The sequence below is a fragment of the Streptomyces sp. Root1304 genome, assembly GCF_001426405.1.
GTDB lineage: Bacteria > Actinomycetota > Actinomycetes > Streptomycetales > Streptomycetaceae > Streptomyces.
In genome coordinates this window covers 149,600-170,678 of the sequence record NZ_LMEP01000012.1, presented here as the reverse complement: position 1 = coordinate 170,678, position 21,079 = coordinate 149,600, and the positions used below count along the sequence as shown (strand labels likewise).

The 21,079-nt window shown below is 69.0% G+C and carries 12 protein-coding genes; 8 read left to right on the top strand and 4 right to left on the bottom strand.

What is annotated here, in order from left to right; translation table 11 throughout:
- Window positions 1-33 precede the first annotated feature (33 nt).
- Window positions 34-873: a class E sortase gene (locus ASD33_RS13700; RefSeq protein WP_079044755.1), complete on the bottom strand. Its 840-nt coding sequence runs from the start codon at window positions 871-873 to the stop codon at window positions 34-36.
- Window positions 874-936: 63 nt separating this feature from the next.
- On the opposite strand from ASD33_RS13700, the gene ASD33_RS13695 reads away from it, so the two are divergent.
- The 4 genes from ASD33_RS13695 (at window position 937) to ASD33_RS13680 (ending at window position 4,678) form a co-directional block, all read left to right on the top strand.
- Complete coding sequence (locus ASD33_RS13695) at window positions 937-1,932, top strand: SEC-C domain-containing protein (RefSeq protein ID WP_056558400.1); 996 nt, start codon at window positions 937-939, stop codon at window positions 1,930-1,932.
- 70 nt (window positions 1,933-2,002) lie between these two features.
- Window positions 2,003-2,404 (top strand): very short patch repair endonuclease, encoded by a 402-nt coding sequence (locus ASD33_RS13690; protein WP_056561336.1) that lies wholly within the window; start codon window positions 2,003-2,005, stop codon window positions 2,402-2,404.
- Complete coding sequence (locus tag ASD33_RS13685; RefSeq protein WP_056558397.1) at window positions 2,401-3,372, top strand: DNA cytosine methyltransferase; 972 nt, start codon at window positions 2,401-2,403, stop codon at window positions 3,370-3,372. Before ASD33_RS13690 ends, ASD33_RS13685 begins: the two co-directional genes overlap by 4 nt.
- A gap of 169 nt (window positions 3,373-3,541) precedes the next feature.
- Window positions 3,542-4,678 (top strand): DNA cytosine methyltransferase, encoded by a 1,137-nt coding sequence (locus ASD33_RS13680; RefSeq protein WP_056558394.1) that lies wholly within the window; start codon window positions 3,542-3,544, stop codon window positions 4,676-4,678.
- 9 nt (window positions 4,679-4,687) lie between these two features.
- Here the strand turns inward: ASD33_RS13680 and ASD33_RS36280 are convergent, their stop codons facing one another.
- Genes ASD33_RS36280 through ASD33_RS13665 form a run of 3 tightly spaced genes read right to left on the bottom strand, consistent with a single transcriptional unit; the run spans window position 4,688 to window position 8,672 of the window.
- Complete coding sequence (locus ASD33_RS36280) at window positions 4,688-5,563, bottom strand: DUF6339 family protein (protein ID WP_056558390.1); 876 nt, start codon at window positions 5,561-5,563, stop codon at window positions 4,688-4,690.
- Window positions 5,560-6,552: a hypothetical protein gene (locus ASD33_RS13670; RefSeq protein ID WP_079044754.1), complete on the bottom strand. Its 993-nt coding sequence runs from the start codon at window positions 6,550-6,552 to the stop codon at window positions 5,560-5,562. Before ASD33_RS13670 ends, ASD33_RS36280 begins: the two co-directional genes overlap by 4 nt.
- Window positions 6,549-8,672, bottom strand: coding sequence for a helix-turn-helix transcriptional regulator (locus tag ASD33_RS13665; RefSeq protein WP_056561332.1), 2,124 nt, complete (start codon window positions 8,670-8,672; stop codon window positions 6,549-6,551). Before ASD33_RS13665 ends, ASD33_RS13670 begins: the two co-directional genes overlap by 4 nt.
- Window positions 8,673-9,213: 541 nt before the next feature.
- Here ASD33_RS13665 and ASD33_RS13660 point away from each other — a divergent pair.
- Genes ASD33_RS13660 through ASD33_RS13645 form a run of 4 tightly spaced genes read left to right on the top strand, consistent with a single transcriptional unit; the run spans window position 9,214 to window position 20,967 of the window.
- Window positions 9,214-13,971, top strand: coding sequence for a DEAD/DEAH box helicase family protein (locus ASD33_RS13660; RefSeq protein WP_056558387.1), 4,758 nt, complete (start codon window positions 9,214-9,216; stop codon window positions 13,969-13,971).
- On the top strand, window positions 13,968-15,875 hold the full coding sequence (locus ASD33_RS13655; RefSeq protein ID WP_056558384.1) for a UvrD-helicase domain-containing protein: 1,908 nt from the start codon (window positions 13,968-13,970) through the stop codon (window positions 15,873-15,875). The genes ASD33_RS13660 and ASD33_RS13655 overlap by 4 nt, the downstream gene beginning before the upstream one ends.
- On the top strand, window positions 15,872-19,111 hold the full coding sequence (locus ASD33_RS13650; RefSeq protein WP_056558381.1) for a helicase-related protein: 3,240 nt from the start codon (window positions 15,872-15,874) through the stop codon (window positions 19,109-19,111). Before ASD33_RS13655 ends, ASD33_RS13650 begins: the two co-directional genes overlap by 4 nt.
- Complete coding sequence (locus tag ASD33_RS13645; RefSeq protein WP_056558378.1) at window positions 19,108-20,967, top strand: DUF1998 domain-containing protein; 1,860 nt, start codon at window positions 19,108-19,110, stop codon at window positions 20,965-20,967. The genes ASD33_RS13650 and ASD33_RS13645 overlap by 4 nt, the downstream gene beginning before the upstream one ends.
- Window positions 20,968-21,079 lie beyond the last annotated feature (112 nt).

Below are 21,079 nucleotides of genomic sequence, written 5' to 3'. Positions count from 1 at the left end.
TAGGGCCTGCCGGGGCTCCGGCCACGGGCCCGGCTACCGGACGAGCTTCGCCCAGACGACGAGCCGGTAGGTGCTGCTGAACTCGGGCGTGCAGGTGGTGAGGGTGAGGAAGGTGCCGGGGGCGTCGTACCCGTACGAGGGCTTGACGAGGGAACGGGGCACGGGCCGGATGACGCCCACGTCGCGGGGGGCGGTCTGCCGCAGGATCTGATCGACGCGGTAGACGTACGTACGCGCACGCGTGCGTACGGAGATCTCGTCGCCGGGCTGGAGCCGGTTGATGTACCGGAAGGGCTCGCCGTGGGTGTTCCGGTGCCCGGCGAGCGCGAAGTTCCCGACACGCCCGGGGTCGGCGGTGCCGGGGTAGTGCCCGACGTACCCCTTGTCGAGGACGGACCGCTTGGAGACGCCGTGGGCGACGGGGGCGGTGAGGCCGAGCCGGGGGATACGGAGGACGGCGAAGGCGTCGGAGCCGGAGGGGCGGGAGGTGCCGGAGCCGGGAGGCGCGGGCGCGCCGGAGGAGCCGACGGGACTGCCGGCCGGTGGATCGCCGACGACGGAGTCCCCGTCCGCCGGTGCCTCCCCACCAGGGGTCTCCTCTTCGGGCCTCTGGTCTCCCAGGGTCCGCCCGGGCAGCGGAACGGCCCCTTCCTGCGCCACGCCCCACTCCTGCTCCAGGGCGCGGACCTGGTCGAGGGCCTCGGCGCGGGCCTCCAGATTGGTCCACCAGAGCTGGTGGACGACGAGGAGGAGGACGAGAACCCCACAGGTGACGACGGTCTCGGCGCACACGAACAGCACGCGGGCACCCCTGCGGCGCCGCCCTCGCGACTGGACGACGACCGGTACCCGCTGCCCCACCCTGGCCCGCACGCGGGGCACGATAAGCGCTGGGGCGCCAACTCTCCAGGCCCGTACAGCAGTACGGTGGAGAGCATGCGCCCCGACACGCCTGCCGCCCACACCACCGAAGCCGAGCGCCTGCTGCGCACCGCCGGGCAGTACCCCGGGGACAGGGAAGCCCTGTCCCTGCGGGCCGCGGCCCACCTGGAACTGGCGGGCGACCGCCCCGCGGCGACGGCCCTCTACGACGCCCTGCTGTCCGGCACGCCGGCGAACCCGCTCCTGATCAGGGCGCTGAAGGCGGCGAACCTGTGGGAGTACGGCCACGAGGCCGAGGCCCGGGCGATCATCGACGGGGTACGGCGGGCCAGGCCGACGGACGCAGCGCCGTGGGAGATCACGGCGGAGACGCTGGAGGCCCACGACGAGCTGGAGGCGGCGGAGTCGACGCTGACGGAGGCGGCGACGCTGCTGGCCGGCTCGGCGGAGCTCCCGCACGCGACGCAGTCGCTCCTGATGACCCGGCACCGGGTGCGCAGGATGCTGGCGCTCCCGCACGACGACTGGGACGAGCTGGCGGACCGGCTGCACACGGCGGCGGTGCCCCTGGACGAACTCCACGACCCGAAGCGCCTGTGGTCCCTGGGCTCCTCGGACCCGGCGGAACTCCGGGCGGAGATCGCCCGCCTCCGCTCGGAACTGGGCACGTACCGCACGGCACTCTCCCGCCCGTTCCCGGTGGCGGTCCTCCACTGGCCGGAACGGGAACTGGACGAGCTGCTGGCGGCGTACCCGGAACTGGAAGCCGAATACCCCACGTACACGGCCCACCTCACGGACCTGGAGGCCTCCCTCCGGGAACTCGCCCAGGCGGGCACCCCGAACCTGGGCATCGTCCGAGCCACGGTCCCCTCCTACGAAGCCTTCGCAGCCTCAGAATCCACCCACCCGTCCCACCCGGACCTCCTCCCCCAGTACGCGACAACACTGGCGGCCAGGGGCCGAGCGACGGCGTGGCCGCCGGGGTGGGGGGCGGAGTGCTGGTGCGGGGCGGGGCGGAGTTATGGGGAGTGCCACGGAGGGGAGTGACACACCGGATCTCCGGCAGAATGCAGGTGTGTCCGAAGCCGTTCCGTCCTCCCCCGCCGTCTCGGCCCGCATGAGCAGGCAGGCGAGCAAAGACACCGCCGCCGAGCTCGCGGTCCGCCGTCTGCTCCACGCGGCCGGGCTGCGCTACCGCGTCGAGTTCCCGGTGCCGGGCATGGCCCGACGACGGATCGACGTCGCCTTCACCTCCGTCAAGGTGGCCGTTCTGATCGACGGCTGCTTCTGGCACGGCTGCCCCGTGCACGCCACGCAGCCGAAGGCGAACGCCGAGTGGTGGCGACAGAAGCTCGATCGCAACATGGCCCGCGACAAGGAGACGACCGAACACCTTACGGCTGCCGGATGGGAAGTACTCCGCTTCTGGGAGCATGAGCTGCCGGAGGATGTGGCCCTACGCATCACTGCGGCGGTGGAACGTCGGAGAGCATCGGCACGAAGGGGAGGGGACCGATGAAGAGCCTGACCTTCGTCGATGTCTGCGCCGGAGCGGGCGGGCTCGCCCTGGGGCTGGAGCGGGCCGGCTTCGAGCCGACCCTGCTGCTCGACGAGGACACGGACGCCTGTCGGACCCTGCGGACCAACCGACCTCACTGGAACGTGCTTCAGCAGGACCTTCTGGACCTCGACCCCAGCGAGCACCCGGAGAGCTACGACGTGGACCTGCTGTCCGCAGGGCTGCCGCGGGTGAAATCCAGCGCCACGACCACCCGAGCCGGGTCGGGCAAAGAAGAGGAACTTCTGAGGGCGGCCGTCTATCTCGCCCACGCGGTACGACCTCGGGCCTTGGTCATCGAGAACGTGCCGACACTGGTCGACCCGGCCGGATTCCGCGACTTCCACGAGTTCGCCCGCGCGGAGCTTGAGCATCTCGGTTACGAGCTCAGCTGGTTCCTCCTCAATGCCGCCGACTTCGGGGTGCCACAGGACCGTAAGCAAGGGGTCCTCGTGGCGATCAAGAAGCAGTGGTTCCAGGCGTTCCGCCCACCTCCCCCGACCGTGACGGATCACGTGCCCGTCGGCGAGGCGCTCGCACCGTCCATGCGTGCACGAGGATGGAAGGACGCCGACCGTTGGGCAGCACAAGCAATCACGGTGGCCCCCACTTTGGTGGGTGGTTCGAAGAACCGCGGCGGAGCGGACCTCGGGCCCACCGGGTCCAAGCGGAAATGGGAGAAGCTGGGGGTGAACGCCCACTCACTGGGCGACGAGACCCCGGGGGCGGACTTCTCCTGGGCGCCTGAACTCGGCAAAGAAGGCCTGGTGAAGATCACCGTGGCACAGGCGGCCCTGCTCCAGGGTTTCCCAGAGGATTGGGACATCACCGGCAGAAAGACGGCCCGCTATCGACAGGTCGGCCACGCTTCGCCGCCACCGGTGGGAGAGGCCATCGGCCGAGCTGTCGCCCAGGCGCTCCGTTCCTGAAGACCGCGACGGGCCGCCTTCCGCATCGCCGGGACGGTGACCATCTCCGGCGCCGGCTACACTGCCCCTTATCATGACCTCAGCACCTCATTCGAGCGAAAATCACGACAAACCGCCACTTATTGTCGATCTTTTCGCAGGTCCGGGCGGCCTGGACATCGCAGCCGAAATGCTTGATCTGCCCACGATCGGGGTGGAGTGGGAGAAGTCGACCCGCGAGACCCGGCGGGCCGCCGGCCTCCGCACCACGACGATCCGTGACGTGGCCAAGGTGAATCCGCTCGACCCCGAGGTGGCCTCGGCCCGTGTCCTCACGGGAGGGCCTCCGTGCCAGACCTACTCCGTGGCCGGCAGCCGCGAGGGGCACAAGGCCCTCGACGAGGTGCAGGACCTCGCCGAGCTCGTCGGGCTGAGCAAGACCGTCGGAGAGCTGGAGAAGGCCTGGGCGATGGTCGAGGAGCGGGCACAGGTCCTGGAGTGGACCGACGAACGCACAGGACTCGTGCTGCAGCCGCTCCGGTGGATCGTCGAGAAGCGACTCAAGAGCGACCCTTACGACGTGGTGGTGCTGGAACAGGTGCCGACGGTCCTGCCCGTCTGGCAGAAGTACCGCGACATCCTTCGCGAGCTCGGATACGACGCGGAGTGCCGCATCCTGCACACCGAGGAGTACGGCGTCCCGCAGACACGTCGCAGAGCGGTACTGATCGCCCGCCACCGAGGCGGCACTGGACAGGGCCTCGACCTCCCGGGCCCGACCCACCAGCGCTACCGCAAGGGAGCAGAACGCCTCCCCGTGCAGAGTTCCGAGGGGTCGAACCACGAGGGCTCGCAGAAGTCTCTCTTCGAGGTCGACGGACGGAAGCGATCGACGCAGCCGTGGGGGTGGGTCTCCATGCACGACGTGCTCGAGGAAACCCGTCCCACCGCCTTCGTCGTCCGCTCCAACTACGGATCGGGCGGCGACCCCGCGAAGCGGGGAATCCGCACCTCCGACATGCCGTCCGCCACCGTCACCGGCAAGGTGCGCCGGAACAAGGTGTTCGAGCTCAAGCGGACCCACGAGAACGGTGATGTCGAACTGGGCCCGGAGCAGGAACGCTTCACCCCGCAGGAAGCCGGCCTGCTGCAGACGTTCCCTGCTGCATATCCCTGGCAAGGCACCGACATCGCGCAGCAGATCGGCAATGCGATCCCTCCCCGCCTGGCCGTCCACATCCTGTGCACGGCACTGGAGCTGGACGAGTCCCGGAAGCAGCGGGCCATCGAAGCACTGAAAGCCTGGGTTCCCCCTCGCCTCCCGTAGGGAGGGCGATCAGCCGGCCTCCTCCTCGTCCGCTCTCCTGCCTCGAACCGGAGCATCGGCGAACAGCTCCGCGAAGCTGTTCGCCAGGAGCTCCACCGAGCTCTCGGGAGCAGGCTCTTCGGCGGGACCGGCGGGAAGAGGGCGATGGTGGACGGTGAATCCCCCCTCCCCCTCGTCGATCCACATCCGCACAGCGCTGCCGTCTCGTGCCACGTCCTGCGCGATCACGTCGTACATCAGGGTCGCGGCCGCCGTGTTGACGACCTTGGCCAGGGCGTTCGTGTCCCGCCCCGTCCGTATGACCCCCCTCTGCAGCAGGCGGACCATGGCCTGAGCCGTGGGGCGGTGATCGATGACATCCAACCTCAACCCTGTGTTGAGCATGTCCTGGTTTCCGCATGCGATGACGACCGGTTCGTAGTCAGGCCCGTTCCGGAAGAGTTCGGCGGACCACCAGAGCCGGGCGAACGCCTGCTTGTAGTGAGGGCCCTTGAAGTACTGGGCGTTGACGGCCTTGGTCGCCTCGGACAGGTGGCGCCAGACCACGAAGTCGGGGGCGACGCCCAGAGCCAGGTAGTTCCACAGCGCGGGGTCCGCAGCCTCGGCACGCGTCAGACGAAGGATCGCGTGCAGACGCGGGGCGAGCCAGGCGTCCGCCTGCGTCGGACGCTCGTCCCGGTGGATGTACATCGCGTCGTCGATCAGGTCCCGGATCGCACGGAGACGGCGGCGCGGGCTCTCGGGCAGTGGCTCGGTCGCCTGGTTGAGAGCGATGGAAGGGACGTCGTCCTTCCCGGAGAGCAGACCGTCCGTGATGAACCGGACCGCCTCCTCGTCGGCGAGCCGACCGAGATACTCCGGCAGGTGATCAGGCTTCTCCGTCATGCCTCATCCTCACGCTTGAGCTTTTCCAGGCCGCGCACGGTCTCCGAGAACACCCTCGGCACCTCGGCCCTCCGCATCGCCGCGTACTGGATCCGCGGTTGCAACTCGGTCCACCCCGTGGCTCCCACCCGCCGACGGTGCACCTCTCGCAGCGCGTCCTCGAGCGTCCGTTCGGGCACCACGTCCGGCAGCATCTCGCGGAGCACCTCGCCCTGCCAGCCGTGCGGGAAGAGTGGGGTTCCGTCGTCCTCGATCTCCAGGTCGCCGATGGCCGAATGGAACACGGCGGTCCACACCTCGGCCGCCATCTGGGAGATCAACATGGCGTTGACCAGGCCTTCGGGGCCCCTGCCCTCGGCTCCGAGGACATCGGCCATGCCTTCGAAGTCGGTGTTGATGTGCACCGTGGGCACCGCCCCTGAGGCGTTCACGATCCACGGAGCCTCGCTGAAGCTCTGCAGCCAGCGCGGCCCCTTGGCAAACCCGACTTCCTTGATGTCGAAGCTCTGCTCCCGGGTCGGGACATCGCCACGCACGTCGACGACCCAGTCCTCGGCGGCTTCCCCCACGATACGACCGGGAACCCCGTCGACCGTCGCGATCACCTGCACCGTCAACACGGCACGGTCGAAGACATCGGAGCGCAGCACCTGGAGCTCGCCGTGCCAGTCCCGGCCGTCCTCCGTCTCCCGGGCCAGCACGGACGTGACACGGGTATTGGTCGTCCGGTCCGTCAGCACCGCCACCACCACGACCTCGGACCACGGCCCTTCCGGGGCGGTGGCCTTCGAGGGGATCGTCGCCGAGACTGTCAGTGCAGCGGCCTCCCAGTCCTCGGTCTCCGCGACGCCGAGCGCCACAACCCGCTCGACCACGGATCGCGAGCGCGAGTCGAGCTGCTCACGAGGCTGACCGGGCGCCTTCACACGTGCCGAGTCGACACGCAGGGAGACCGCGCCCCGAAGGCGCGGGTAGGGGAACACCTTCACGACGACTCCCCTTCTCCGGTGCGCAGTTCGACGACGAGACCACTCAGGCTCGTTCTGACGGCATGTGTGGTGGGATCAGTCACCCCGCGGAACGTCGCCGAACGCGCGCCGTCGGCGAAGCGCAGTGTGCCGTCCACCACCTGGCAATTGTTCACGCCCGCGACCTCGGCCCATTCGATGGTGGGGCGAGGGCCGGATCGCACATCGAACTTGGCGACCGGAACAAGCCGCCACTCCTGGCCTCCGGGAGGAATCCTGATCTCGCCGATCACCTGCCAGGCCCCGCCTTCGAGCACCTGGGCGTCGAGTTCCTCGAGAACCGGCATGCTCACCGCCGACAGTCGGCGCCTCTTCCCCGAGCCGATGGTCAGCTTCGGCGCCAGTCGCCCGCCGCCCTGCTTGGTCCCCTGCTTGGGACGGACCACCAAGGTCCTGATCGCCGCGTTGGTCTCCCGGGTGAGCCCGTTGATCCTCCTGTACGCCGAGGTCGAGTAGGTGAGCGTCAGCTCCTCGGTCTGCCCCCACTTGTTGTGCTCAGGAGGTTCGGCGGCACGCAGGAACTCCTCGGCCTCTGCGGCGAACGGAGCCTGCGGGCCGGCGGCCGTACCCGCGAGCAGCACGGCCTGGAAAGGATTCACGGACAACGGCAGGCCGGGAACCGCCGTGTCGCGCACCGTCATGCGGTTGCCGCGCATCGTCACGACCCGATTGGGCCTTCCGTCCGCATCCTCGGCGTCCGTCACCAGGAGCACGGCACGGTGCTCTCCGGAAGACGCGCGCCCACCGTCCTGGCCGGGCAGGCTGAGGGGCACAGTGACGGCGGCGACCTGTCCGGTCTCGGTGAGCCGCTCCACGGTCGTTCCGTCGAGGAACGCCTTCAGCGCGCGCGTGCGGGAAGGCTGGGCGAGGGTCGGATCCACACGCTCCTCCGGGACGACCACGGCACCATTGCGCAGGGTGCGCACGGATGCCTCCAGAAGCGGAAGTCGATCTCCGCCCCCCGTCATCGCCGCCCAGAAGTTCTTGCCGAGGGCGCGTACGAGTCTGTGGTGCATCCGCTGGATGCTGTCGTCGTCCTCCCCTTCCTCACCGTCCGTTACGGCGGTGTCGTCCGCGAGACTCGCGACGTCATGGGCACCCACGATCAGGAACGACGTTCCCGGCTCACCGCTCTCGCGCGTCAGGTGCAGGGATTCGACCGTCTCCTCGTCCGCCCACCACGAGCGCGCCACACTCGCACCGGGCGAGTCGGGGTCGGGGCGTCCCAACCATGCCGGTCCCGCGCATGCCTGACCGTTCACCCGGCGCCAGGGCAGATCGAGGCGCCCGACGAGGCGGCGTTCACTCCGCCCCTCGTGCGGTTCGGAGAGCGTGGAGTTGATGAGGACGAGTCCGAGTCGGCTGGTCGCCCAGAGGGTCGCCTTCCCCAGACCGTACGAACCACCGGCCGTGCTGCCGGACTTGTGGCTGTCGAGTTGGCGCCTCACGACCGCCGCGAACCGACCGTCGTCGTAGTCGTCGCCCGTGAGGCCCGCCGCGTTGTAGTCATCCACTCTCAACAGCACGAGGCGGTCTCGCTCGTACATGTCGCGCAGTCCTGCGTCGACGACCCTGCCGACCTTCTGCTTCTGCTCCCGCACCACCTCGTAGTGCGGGTAGAGGTCGTCCCACTGGATGACCTCGCGAAAACGGGCGAGGCCCTCTCCGGTCAACTCGTGCAGCGTGTAACGCACCCTCACCGGCTGACCGTTGACGGCGATCCGTTCGTCGAGGCTGTTCTGACAGGTCTCACGAGCCAGGACGGAGACGTCGGCATCGAAGGCGAACGCCGCCGCATTGCCCAACTCCCGCCCGCCGTCGGCATGTCCGGGACGGTGGTACCACCCCACGGGAAGGCCGGCCTGGGTGTCCGCCGTGCGGGTGTGAACCGTGGCCAGATCGGTGTTCAAGGCTCGGGCGATGCGCTCGATCGCCTCGGGACGCGGGGTCGCCCTGCCCGTGATCCAGGCCGAGACCGCCGCGCGCGTCACATCGACGGCCAGGGCCAACTCGGTCTGGGTCATGTCGGCGAGCTTCAACTGCCGCGCCAACCATGGTCCGAAGTCCTCGCCGGCTTCCACGGTCACCTCCTTCGGATCCGACTCCACCTGTCTCCTACAGCACCCCTCACCCTACCCGGTCCTTTGACAGGCCACCCGATGTCAAACAACCTTTGACAGCGCCTGGAGGTCGAGACCTGAGGTCGAGGGAGCCATCTGCCTCGTTTCACGCAATTCGCCATGTTTCGCGCCATATCGAAGCGACCAAAGGGCCCCGTCGACCTCCTTGCGCACTCTCGACACAGGCGAGTACATTCCCCTCAGCGGCCCCACCCGCCTCGGAAGAAACGTATTTCCGAAGCCCTGGTAGAAGTGTGCCGTCTTCCTGCATCTCCTTCGGCGGCAACACATGTGATGACGCCCGCCCAGGAACGTTCCGTGCGGCACCGGATTTTCGCCCCTCTTCGTGATCGCCGATGCCCCCGAAGACACTCGGCCAGCGGCCGGAACCGCCCTCGTCGGCTCACCGTCTACGCCACCATCCGCACAACGCAGCACTTCTGACGCTTGATCACAGTAGGTTCTTCCTCCTGTCAGGCCGCCACTCCAGGATCGGAGTCCCGTGTCCCCCGAACCGACCCCTGTACTCGAAACCGTGATTGCGCAGTCCTCTCGCGTCCTCCAGACGTACGCCGTCGACCCCGGTCTCATTCCGGAGCACGCCAACGGGGAAAGACGCATCACTCAGGGCGGGTACGGCGACCGGCAACTCTTCGAGCTGGTGCAGAACGCGGCGGACGAAATCGCCGCCGATCCCGGTGGATCCGTCCATGTCGTACTGACTGACACCCATCTGTATTGCGCGAACGAGGGAACCCCCGTCACCCCCGAAGGTGCCGAGACCATTCTCCGGATGAGCATGTCGCGCAAGCGCGGAGGTCAGATCGGCCGCTTCGGCGTGGGAGTGAAATCCGTACTCGTGGTGACCGACGCCCCTCAGTTCTTCAGCAGCACGGGGTCCTTCGGTTTCGACCGCGAGTGGGCCTCCGCACAGATCCGTGCCGTCGCCGGAGTCACGGCCCGCCTGGGCGAGGACTTCGAAGCTCCTGTGCTCCGGATGGCCCGCCCGTTGGACGATGCCGCCGAGCGCGCCGCCGATCCCGTGCTCGACGAACTCCTCGGCTGGGCCACCACCGTCGTGCGCCTGCCGCTGCTCGACGGAGCCGCCGAGCGGCTCGGCCAGGACATGCATGGAGGCTCCTCGGTCGGAGGCCGGGAAGAGTTCCCCATCGGCTTCCAGCTCTTCTCCCCGCACGTCGCCAAGGTCGTTCTCGAGGACCGCCGTCCGCGACCCGTCGTGCGCCGGACCCTCATCGTCGAACATGACCGAGAACTGCACGCCGTCCGGGAGGAGCGCCCCGGCCAACGCCCCTCGGACAACAGATGGCGGGTGTTCACGCTCACCCACGAGCCCACCGCGGCCGCCCGTTCCAGCGCGGGCGAGCTGCACGATCGGGTCACCCTCGACATCTCCTGGGCCGTGCGCGAGTACGAGAAGGAGTCCTCCGGACTCCTTTCCTCTCCCAAGGGCCGGGGGCGCTTCTGGTCCTTCTTCCCCACCAAGTACGAGATGACGCTGAGCGGCATCCTCAACGGTGCCTGGAAGACCAACGAGGACCGACAGAACCTGCTGGACTCCTCGCCGTTCAACAAGGAGATGATCCGTGTGGCGGCCGGGCTGGTGGTCGATTCGCTGCCGGAGCTGGCTCCCGCCGAGGATCCCGCCGCGTACCTTCCGCTCCTCCCGGGTCGGCCCAGGGAGTCCGAAACGGTCAGCTGGGCGGACCGCCACCTCACCGAGCAGATCTGGGAGGCCACCGCCCACCGCCCCTCCCTGCCGGACCAGGACGGCCGACTGCAGGTTCCGCGCGACCTGAATGTCCACCCGTCCCTGGGCAAGGACAACAAGACGGTGGCCGGCTGGTTGACCCTGTGGAACTCCTACCCCGGCCGGCCCACGAACTGGCTGCACCCGTCGGCGGAGGTCGACACCCTCCGCGCCGGCAAGACGGACCACATCCTCAAGGCCTCCAGGCGTGAGCGTGCCTCGGTGCGGGAATGGCTGGAGGCTCTGGTCTCCGACGGCACCGCCGCGGCGTCCGCCACCGCCGTCCGCATCGTCGCGAGCATGATCCAGGCGTCCTCGCCGTACGCGGACGAGGCCCGGGAGGCGCGGATCGTACTGACCGAGGAGCACGGCATGGTCGCTCCGGTCGTCGGCAAGGTGTTCCGCCGCACCGACCAGGACGGGCTGCGCGAGTCCCTCGTCTACGTCGACAGTGCTCTGTCCGAGGACCTGTCGCTCACGAACGCCCTCACCGCTCTCGGTATCCGCGAGGCCGACGTCCGCGGGCGCTTCGTCAGCGTCCTGGAGCAGGGTTTCAGCACGTACGGGCCACAGGAGTGGACCCGGTTCTGGGAGCTGTTCCACCAGGCCGGCAGCGGGCATCTGTCGCACGAGGTGATCCAGCGGGTGTCCGATCCGCGCTCCATGCTGCACGTACGCGCGTCGGACGGGCACTACCGACCGATGCGGAACTGTCTGCTTCCCGGTCCGGTCGTGACCCCGGATTCGGACCCCGTCGTCGCCGTGGACGCCCGCTTCCACTCCGACGACATGGCGTTCTTCCGCGAGGTAGGACTGCGTGACCGGCCCACGGGGGGACACCGCCCCGAGGAGGAGGCTTGGTTCGAGCAGTACCGGGAGGCCTTGCACAAGGCGTACTGCGCGTCCCTGCCCAACCAGGCCGCCCGCCCGACTCTCGCCAGGATCAGGCTGGAGGGCGCGACGGTCGGCGGCCCCCTGCACCTGCTGCCCACACTCTCCGAAGAAGCCCGCGCCCGATTCCTGAAGGCATTGCCCGAGGACGCCCTCGTCGACAACTGGACCCTTCAGGTCGGGGCCCAGGTCAGCACCCGAAGGGCCGTGGCCTCACCGATCCGATGGATGCTCCTGCGGTACGGTCTCGTCCCGACCTCCCACGGCCTCCGCCGTGTCACCGAAGCTGTCGGCCCCCAGCTCGCCGCGTACGGCGATGTCCTGCCGGTGGCGGACATCAGCTCCGAGAAGGCTCGCAAACTGCGGCTTCCCACCAGTGTCCAGGACGTGCCCGGCTCCTTCTGGGACCAGCTCCAGGAGAAGCTCCAGCAGAGCGAGGACGACGCCTTCGTCGGCAACACGTACGTACTGCTGACCCGTCTGGAGGTGGCCTTCTCCGAGGACACCCTCACCCGCTGCCGCATCGGCGACGACTGGGGAACGCGCCCCGACGGCGAGATCGCCGTGGCCTCCTCGCAAGGCGAGTACCAGGCTCTGCGGGCCGAACGACTGCCCGCACTGCTGACCGCCTCGGTCGAGGACGCCGCGCTGCTCGTCAAGCAGTGGGGAATGCTGCCGTACGCCGATGTGATCAGCCTCGAGACGCGGAGCGAGGACATCGGTGATCCGGTCCCGCTCAAGGAGGTGTACCCCACCCTGCGCCAGATGCGGGGCTCGCAGGTGGACCCCTATGTGCTGCAGCGTTGCAAGGTCCTGGAGGAAGTGACCCGCACGCCCAACGGCATGCGCCCTCGGACCCTGAACAGCAGCCTGCGGGGGTCCACGATCCTCGTACTGGAACCCTCCGACGCGATTACGACCCTGATGGCCGTGGACCGCGAACTGCGCTGGAACATGGGCGAATCCGGCTGCCGTCAGGTCCTGGACGAACAGCGGCGTCAGGAGGAGGACCAGAAGGTCAAGGACACCTTGAAGGCCGTGCGCGAGGCCGCCGACGTGGAGACGAAGTTGCTGCTCCTCCTGGGCGCCGCAGCCCTGAGGGATCGGCTTCCCCCCGGTCTCATGGACAGCGAACGGGCGGAGAACGGCGGAACGGAGCCCGACGGCCACCGCGTCGCGCGGATGGCGTTCAACGCCCACGAGGACCGCGTCCTCCATGTCCACGCCCGCGACCTGCAGAACGTCTACCCGAGCCACGCCCCGTCATCCTTCACCGGTGCCTCCACCGCGGTGTCCTTCGTGGCGGAGCTCGGCTTCCCCGGTTCGTTCGCCGGATTCCGGACGCCCACTCTGGACCCCCGGATCGAAGTGGACGGCCCACGCCACTTCCCGCGCCTGCACGACTACCAGGAGCGGCTCGCCGCGCACGTCTTCACCATGCTGGACCGGATCGTCCCGCAGCGCGGCATGCTGTCTCTGCCGACCGGAGCGGGCAAGACCCGGGTGACGGCGGAGGCGGTGATCCGCTGGGTGAAGCAGGCGGGCGAACTCGACGGGCCGATCCTGTGGATCGCCCAGACCGAGGAGCTGTGCGAGCAGGCCGTGCAGAGCTGGAAGTTCGTCTGGGGAAAGGTCGGCGCGGACAGGCCGCTCGTCATCAACAGGCTGTGGTCGTCGCACGAGGCAGGACCGGTCACGGATCGGCCGCAGCTGGTGGTCGCCATGGACGCCAAGCTCCAGCAGCCGAGCTGCCTCGAAGCCGACTCCTACGCATGGCTGCGGAACGCCGCCCTCGTCATCGTCGACGAGGCGCACACCGCCATCACCCCCCGATACACCAAGATCTTCACGCAGCTGGGTCTGACGGCCTCCCGCACCGACCGTCACCTCCTGGGGCTCACGGCGACGCCGTTCCGCAACACCAACCAGGAGGAGACCCGTCGCCTGATCAACCGATTCGGTGGCCGCCGACTGGACGAAGACGTCTTCGCGAACGACGACGCCTACGGCGAGCTTCAGGAGCTCGGTGTGCTGGCCCAGGTCGAGCATCGTCTTCTCCGGGGCGGCACGATCACCCTGGACCGTGACGAGAAGCAGCATGCCGAGCAGATGAGCGTCCTGTCCCGGACGGCCGAGCAGAGGCTCGCCGACGACCACGACCGGAACGCCCGCATCCTGGACGAGATCTCGGACATGCCGGACGACTGGCCGGTACTCGTGTTCGCCACCTCGGTCGACCATGCCAAGTACCTGGCGGCCAGACTCCGGGACCGGGGCATCACCGCATCCTCCGTCGACTCGTCCACCTCGCCCGGCGACCGTCGCCGGCGCATCGACGACTTCCGTGAGCGGCGCACACAGGTCCTCACCAACTACGGCGTTCTCACCCAGGGGTTCGACGCCCCCGCGACCCGGGCCGTCATCGTCGCCCGGCCGGTGTACAGCCCCAACGTGTACCAGCAGATGATCGGGCGCGGCCTGCGCGGACCGCTCAACGGCGGCGAGGAGACCTGCCTGATCCTCAACGTCCGCGACACCGTCGACAACTTCGACACCGCTCTCGCGTTCACCCAGTTCGAGCACCTGTGGAGCAGCAAGTGACCGATCCGTACGATGCCGGTCCTCCGCTCACCGCCGAGCAGCAGGCCGTCGTCGATCTCCCCTGGGACACGCGTCTCCTGGTCACCGCGGGTGCCGGCTCGGGCAAGACCCACACCGTCGTGCGGCGTCTCGATTCCCTCGTCGGACACGTCGATCCGGACGAAGCCCTTGAGGCCGGGGAGATCCTCGTCCTGAGCTTCTCCCGAGCCGCCGTCCGAGAACTGCGGGACCGGAACGCCCGGCACGGCGACCGGGCCGAACGGGTCCGTGTCCAGACCTTCGACTCGTGGGCGTACCAGCTGCTCGCCGGTGCGTACCCGGACGACGACTGGAGGGCCCGCAGCTTCGACGAGCGCATCCGCGCGGCCACCGCGGCGATCGAGAAGGGCGCGGTGGAGGCCGGCCAACTCGGAGCGCCCTCACATGTGGTGATCGACGAGGCACAGGACCTGGTGGGCGACCGTCGCGACCTTGTGGAGGCCTTGCTCGACCGCTTCCAGCGTTCGTGCGGATTCACCGTGGTCGGCGACTCCGCACAGGGCATCTACGGCTTCCAGATCGAGGACCCGGTGGAACGCGCCAAGGAGACCGACCTCTTCTTCACCTGGCTGCGATCCTCGTACGACGACCTCGTCGAGCTCCACCTGACCGAGAACTTCCGGGCGACGACTCCCGAGGCCCGCACGGCGCTGGCCCTCGGGCCCCGCCTGCAGAACCTGGCCGCTTCACCGGACGGCGCGGAGACCACCGCCTCCACACTTCACGCAGAACTCCGCGAGCGCCTTCTCGGCCTGCCGAGTCTCGGGGACCTGGCCGGCGACTTCGCACAAGGGACGTTGAAGACGTTCCCCGGCCGGTGCGCGATCCTGACCCGCGACAACCGGCAGGCACTCGCCGTGTCGGAGCTGCTGCACGGACACGGAGTGGAGCACGCGCTGAAGCGGTCGTTGCAGGACCGTCCCGTGCCGTACTGGGTGGCCGAGCTGCTGCGCCGCGCGGAGTCCCTGACACTCGCCGAGTCGCGCTTCCTGGACCTGCTCACGGGGATACCGCTCCCCATCGGGGTTGATCCCGAACGCTGCTGGCGGCTCTCGCGGGCGGCGACCCGTCGCACCGGTCGTGGCCAGGTCGATGTCGCCGCCCTGGGACGCCTGGTGGCCGAGGGTCGGTTCCCCGACGATCTGTCGGATCCGGAGACGTCCCGGCTGTTCGTCTCGACGGTGCACCGGGCCAAAGGCCTTGAGTACGACCGGGTACTACTGCTGACACCCCCGCCCCTCGACGAGCTGCGCAAGGCCCACGAGGACCTCGACGTGCCCGCGGAGGCGAGGGCCCTCTACGTCGCCATGACCCGGGCCCGCGAGGACCTCTACCACGTCACCGGCCCCGACACCTTCCGTACAAGGCGTCACCGTCCCACCGGGCGCTGGTACCTGGGCTCCTGGGAGAAGTACAAGCGGCTCGGCATCCAGGTGGTGGCGGGGGACATTCATCGGGACACGCCCCCCTGCTCGGCCGGCATGGACGCGGCCACGACACAGACCTACCTGCTGGAACACGTCCGCGCCGGGGCCGCGGTGACTCTTCGGATGCGTCACCCCGTACCTGCGGGGCCCGAGCAGAGCCCGCCGTACGACCTGTTCCACCAGGACCGGGTCGTCGGCGAGGCCTCGGAGCGCTTCCGCCGAGACCTGTACGCCGTCGAGAAGGTCTCGCGGTCCTGGGAAATCAACTGGCCGAGCGAGATCGTCGGCCTGCGGGTGGACGTTCTGGAGACGGTCGCGGGCAGCACGGCCGCCGGCACCAATGCAGGGCTCGGCGGGAACGGGGTGTGGATCGCCCCTCGGATCACCGGGATCGGAAGGCATCGGCGCAATGAACGCGCCGGGGAGGAGCAGGGATGACGCACGGGACCAGTCGGCACACCGAGCACTACCGGGTCCGCGAGGAACTGGTGGCCGGACTGCGCCGAGAGCTCCTCGGGCCGGACGCCGACGCCGGGGACGACCCGGACGAGACCCTCACGCAGGACGCCCCGATCACCCGCTACCCGATCGGGGTGCTGTTCCCCCGGGCCGCCGACCGCGAGGCCCGGGAGGAACAGCTGGAGGACATCGCCGAGGAGGAAGGGCTGGACGAGGCCCCTCTGCTCGGCCTCAACCGCCCCGACGACACAGACACCTCCGCCGACCCTCCCACCTCGGGCGACCGTCGCCCCTCGACGATGGGCCTCACCTTCGCCGTCGCGCCCGGGATCGCCTCCGAGATCGTGATCCACGCACGAGCCGCCGTCTACGACCCCGTCGACGCGGAGGGGCGGCCGCTGTCGGCTCGGCGGGCGGAGGCCAGGACCACGAGCGACCAGCGTGAGCACTGGCGTCGCCGAGAGCTGGAGTTGCCGGAGAAGACGATCGACATCACGCGCCCGGGGACCGTGAAGGAGGATCTCGTCCCCGACGAGGTGCAGCTGCACGCCCTCGTCCGGCCGAGCAGTTCGGGCAGCGTCACTGTCACCGTCACCCTGATCAACGCCCATGTCGTGGGCGAGAAGGAACTTCAGGACGCCTTTGCCCTCTTCCAGCCGAGCCTGCGGGTGCGGGCCGCCGGCGGGACGTCCGCCTTCGTCGAGCGCCCAGCCGCACTGTCCGCCGTCGATTCGGAGACGGCCACCAGCCGCCTGCTGCACCGTCATGCCCCGACCTTCGCCATGGGGCACGGATGCTCCGCCGATTGGGACTGGACGCCGCCGGCGATCGGTCTGACCGAGGTACTGCCTGCTGCGATCGACGAGATCCGATCCGAGTTCGTGCCCACGCACGAAGTCCTGCTGACCGACTCCAACCCGGAGATCGACAGCTCGGCACTCGACATGCTCGGCCTCGCCGAACGCCCCGACGACAAGGTGATCGAAGCACTGCAGGAACTGGCCGACGGTTACGAGCAGTGGATCGAGGCCAAGGCTTCGGAGGCCGCCGCCCTTGCCGCAACCTCGCACGAGGACGCCGCCCAGGAAAGACTGGAAGCCTGTCGCGAGGCCCTGCGGCGGATCCGTGAGGGGATCGGGCTCCTGGGTGCCAAGTCGGACGTCATGGAGGCGTTCCGGCTCGCCAATCGGGCCATGGCCGAGCAGCGCGCCCGGAGCGCCTGGGTGAAGGACGGCCGGCAGGGCGAGCCCGATCTGTCGACGCAGCGCTGGTACCCGTTCCAGATCGCGTTCATGCTGCTGTGCCTGCGAGGCATCGACGATCCCAACCACCCCGACCGCCGGGTCTCCGATCTGCTGTGGTTCCCCACAGGTGGCGGCAAGACCGAGGCCTATCTCGGTCTGATCGCGTTCACCACCTTCCTGCGCCGGCTGCGCCTCAAGGAGAACGGCGGAGGCGTCACCGTACTGATGCGGTACACCCTGCGCCTGCTCACCCTCCAGCAGTTCGAGCGCGCCACGATCCTCATCTGCGCGATGGAGCGGATGCGCGGGGCGGCCCCGGACCGGCTGGGCCACGAGACCATCTCGATCGGCATGTGGGTCGGGAAGTCGGCCACGCCGAACGACCTCGCCACGGCCGACAAGCAGCTGGACAAGCTCCGGGGAGGACAGAGTCTCCAGAAGGAGAACCCGGTGCAGCTTCACGCCTGCCCGTGGTGCGGGACCGCGCTGGATGCCCACCACTACTCGGTGGACGTGGAGGACGTACGCATGGACGTACGCTGCCCCGGCGCCGGCTGCGACTTCGCCTCCGGGCTGCCGGTCCACCTGGTGGACGAGACGGTCTACGGGGCCCGTCCCACCCTCGTCATCGCCACGGTCGACAAGTTCGCCTCCATGCCGTGGCGTGAAAAGACGGCGGCGTTGTTCAACCGGGACCGCCCCGACGAGGCGACACCGCCCCCCGAGCTGATCGTCCAGGACGAGCTCCACCTCATCTCGGGCCCTCTCGGGACCCTCACCGGCTTGTACGAGACGGCCGTCGACGCACTCGCCGACGAGCCGAAGGTGATCGCCTCCACGGCGACCATCCGTCGCGCGGCGGACCAGGGACGTAACCTCTTCGATCGGGACGTGCACCAGTTCCCCCCTGCCGGTCTGGACGCCCGGGACTCCTGGTTCGCCGTCGAGACCGACCGCAGGAGCAAGGCCAGCCGCCGCTACGTCGGTCTGCTCGCCCCCGGCACCAGCCAGTCGACCCTCCTCATCCGCACCTATGCGGCGCTCCTCCACCAGGCTGCGCGCGCGGAGACGAGCGACGAGGTCCGGGACGCCTACTGGACCCTGGTCGGCTACTTCAACAGCCTTCGGCTGCTGTCCGCCGCCGAACTTCAGGTGAACGACGACGTCGAGGACTACCTGCGGCTCCTCGCCGACCGCGACGGAACCGACGTACGGGTCTCCAACAGGTACTCGGAGCTGACGAGCCGTGTCGACGCGAGTCTGATTCCCGCCCGCCTCAAGGAGATCGAGAAGCGCCACCCCGATCCCGACGTTCGTGACGTCCTCCTCGCGACCAACATGATCGCCGTCGGTGTCGACGTCAACCGCCTCGGTCTGATGGCGGTGATGGGCCAGCCCCAGACCACGGCCGAGTACATCCAGGCGACCAGCCGCGTGGGCCGAGCCCACCCCGGCCTGGTGGCCGTGATGCTGAATGCGGTCCGTTCCCGTGATCGCTCCCACTACGAGAACTTCCTCCACTTCCACTCGGCGCTCTACCGCGAGGTCGAGTCGACATCGGTCACACCGTTCTCCGCACGGGCACGCGATCGCGGCCTGCATGCCGTGGTCGTGGCCCTGGCCCGCATCCTCATCCCCGAGGCCCGCGAGAACACCGACGCCGGCCGTATCGGTACGTACGTGGACCGTCTGCGTCACGAGATCAAGCCGTTGCTGACGAGCCGGGTCCACAAGGTCGCTCCCGAGGAACTGCAGGACACCTCGGAGGCGTTCGACGAGTTCATCGATTGGTGGCAGTCGAAGGCCGAGGCTCACGGCGGACTGCTGTACGAGCCTCGTCGTGGCAATCCCACCCCCGCCCTGCTCCGACCGTTCGACGACGAATCAGAGGGTGCCGACGCCTGGTCCACCCTGTGGAGCCTGCGCGACGTCGACGCCGAGTCCGCTCTCTTCATGGAGGCATCCCGATGACCCCGCCCCGCGAGCGCCGCCGCCGCGGCACCGACGGCGGCCCGGCCGCCCCCCGTCTCGACCTGCCGCGCCGCGGGTCGGTCCGCCGCGCCCAGATGATCACCACGTACGGCGTCGGATCGCTGATCGCCGTCGACAACGAGTCCTTCGTCGTCTCCGGCATCGACAAGGCCCACCACAGCTGGCAGCTGGACGAGGCGCCGATCATCCACGAGCACCGGCTCGCCCGGGTCCTCGGGGTGCGCCACTTCCGGCTGCCACCGGCCTCCGGGGAGGGGAGCAGGGACGGGGTGCGCGTCCGTCGCTTCCCCCTGTGGCACTCGTGTCCCCAGTGCAAGTCCCTGCAGCACATCCGGGGCTTCAATCCCCCTCCGGGCAAGAACATCTGCACGGGGAAGGACTGCGACGAGGAACCGCTCGTGCCGTCCCGATTCGTCGTGGCGTGCGAGGACGGGCACCTCGACGACTTCCCCTACTGGAAGTGGTTGCATCGCGGCAATCGCGAGGAAGGCACGACCGGGCACTGCGGTGGGCAGATGAGTCTGCGTTTCGCCGGTCGAAGCGCCTCGCTGCGCTCCATCGTCGTATCGTGCACCTGTGGTGTGCCCGAAGTCTCCATGGAAGGTGCCTTCCGTCGCTCCGCCCTGCAGGACCTCAAGGTCCGTTGCGAGGGCAGACGTCCCTGGCTCGAAGGAGCTCCCGCCGAATTCTGTTCGCAGGCGCCTCGTACGCTCCAGCGCGGTTCGTCGGCGGTCTGGCAGCCCGTGTTGAAGTCCGCCCTGTCCATCCCTCCGTGGAGCGACGGCCTCGCCGACAGGCTCACGAAGCACTGGGAGAACCTGCGTGGCTACTCCTCGCGCGGGGAGATCGAGATCTACCTCAAGGGGGCGTTCCCCGGGGACGATTCGGTCTCGGTCGATGTCGTCATGGACCTGCTGGCTGCCGAGCAGGAGGGGGACCCGACTCCGGAGAACGTCGCCACCGACAGCCATCAGGCGTTGCGGCGGCAGGAGTACGAACAGCTGTCGGCCGGCAATGCCCTGCGGGACAAGGGACGTGAGGAGCAGTTCATCTGCGAGCCGCCCGTCTCCGACACGTCGGTCCTCTCCCCTTTCGGTGTCGAACGGACGATGTTGGTGAAGCGTCTGCGCGAGGTCCGGGCGCTCAAGGCCTTCACTCGCATCGCGGACCCGGAGACGGGTGCCGACGGCCATGAAGCCGCCCTGTCGCTGACACCGACCGACTGGCTCCCCGCGATGGAGGTGCATGGCGAAGGTGTCTTCGTACGCCTCGAAGAGCACCGCCTGGACGAGTGGGCCGAGCTGCACACGGTGGCTCGCCGGGTGAAGCGCATGCGTGACAACCACGACCGGCTGCTGAGAGAGCGGGCCACCGATCCCGCCGAGGTTCCCACCTCGCCCGCCACGCCCAGGTTGGTCCTGCTGCACACCCTGGCCCACGTGCTGATCAACGAGTGGAGTCTGGAAGCCGGCTACCCGGCCGGGGCGCTGCGTGAGCGCCTCTACGCCGACCCCCACATGGCCGGCATCCTCGTCTACACGGCCACGAGCGACTCCGCAGGCAGTCTGGGAGGTGTGGTGGCCCAGGGGGAGCCCTCGCGGCTCGCCGTGGCCCTCCACTCGGCGTTGCGGCGGTCCCACTGGTGTTCTGCGGACCCGTTGTGCATCGAGTCCCGTTCCTCCGGCGCAGGCGGCGCCAACCTCGCGGCATGCCATGCCTGCGCGATGCTGCCCGAGACCAGCTGCGAGTACAACAACATCCTGCTCGACCGCGCCCTGCTGATCGGCACGCCGGAGGACCCCGGACTCGGGTTCTTCTCGCCCACGCAGACCTGATGCTCGCCTTCGGAAAGGACGTCGCCGGTAGTCGGTGGGCGGCCCGGCAGCGGTGCAGCCGGGCCGCCCCTCCGGGCCGGGGCTTCGGAGGGCCTCACCCGCCGGCGAAACC

Coding starts and splice junctions, on each gene's coding strand:
- ASD33_RS36280 (WP_056558390.1), bottom strand. CDS start 5,563: ATGACGGAGAAGCCTGATCACCTGCCGGAGTATCTCGGTCGGCTCGCC.
- ASD33_RS13695 (WP_056558400.1), top strand. CDS start 937: ATGCGCCCCGACACGCCTGCCGCCCACACCACCGAAGCCGAGCGCCTG.
- ASD33_RS13645 (WP_056558378.1), top strand. CDS start 19,108: ATGACCCCGCCCCGCGAGCGCCGCCGCCGCGGCACCGACGGCGGCCCG.
- ASD33_RS13650 (WP_056558381.1), top strand. CDS start 15,872: ATGACGCACGGGACCAGTCGGCACACCGAGCACTACCGGGTCCGCGAG.
- ASD33_RS13680 (WP_056558394.1), top strand. CDS start 3,542: ATGCTTGATCTGCCCACGATCGGGGTGGAGTGGGAGAAGTCGACCCGC.
- ASD33_RS13690 (WP_056561336.1), top strand. CDS start 2,003: ATGAGCAGGCAGGCGAGCAAAGACACCGCCGCCGAGCTCGCGGTCCGC.
- ASD33_RS13685 (WP_056558397.1), top strand. CDS start 2,401: ATGAAGAGCCTGACCTTCGTCGATGTCTGCGCCGGAGCGGGCGGGCTC.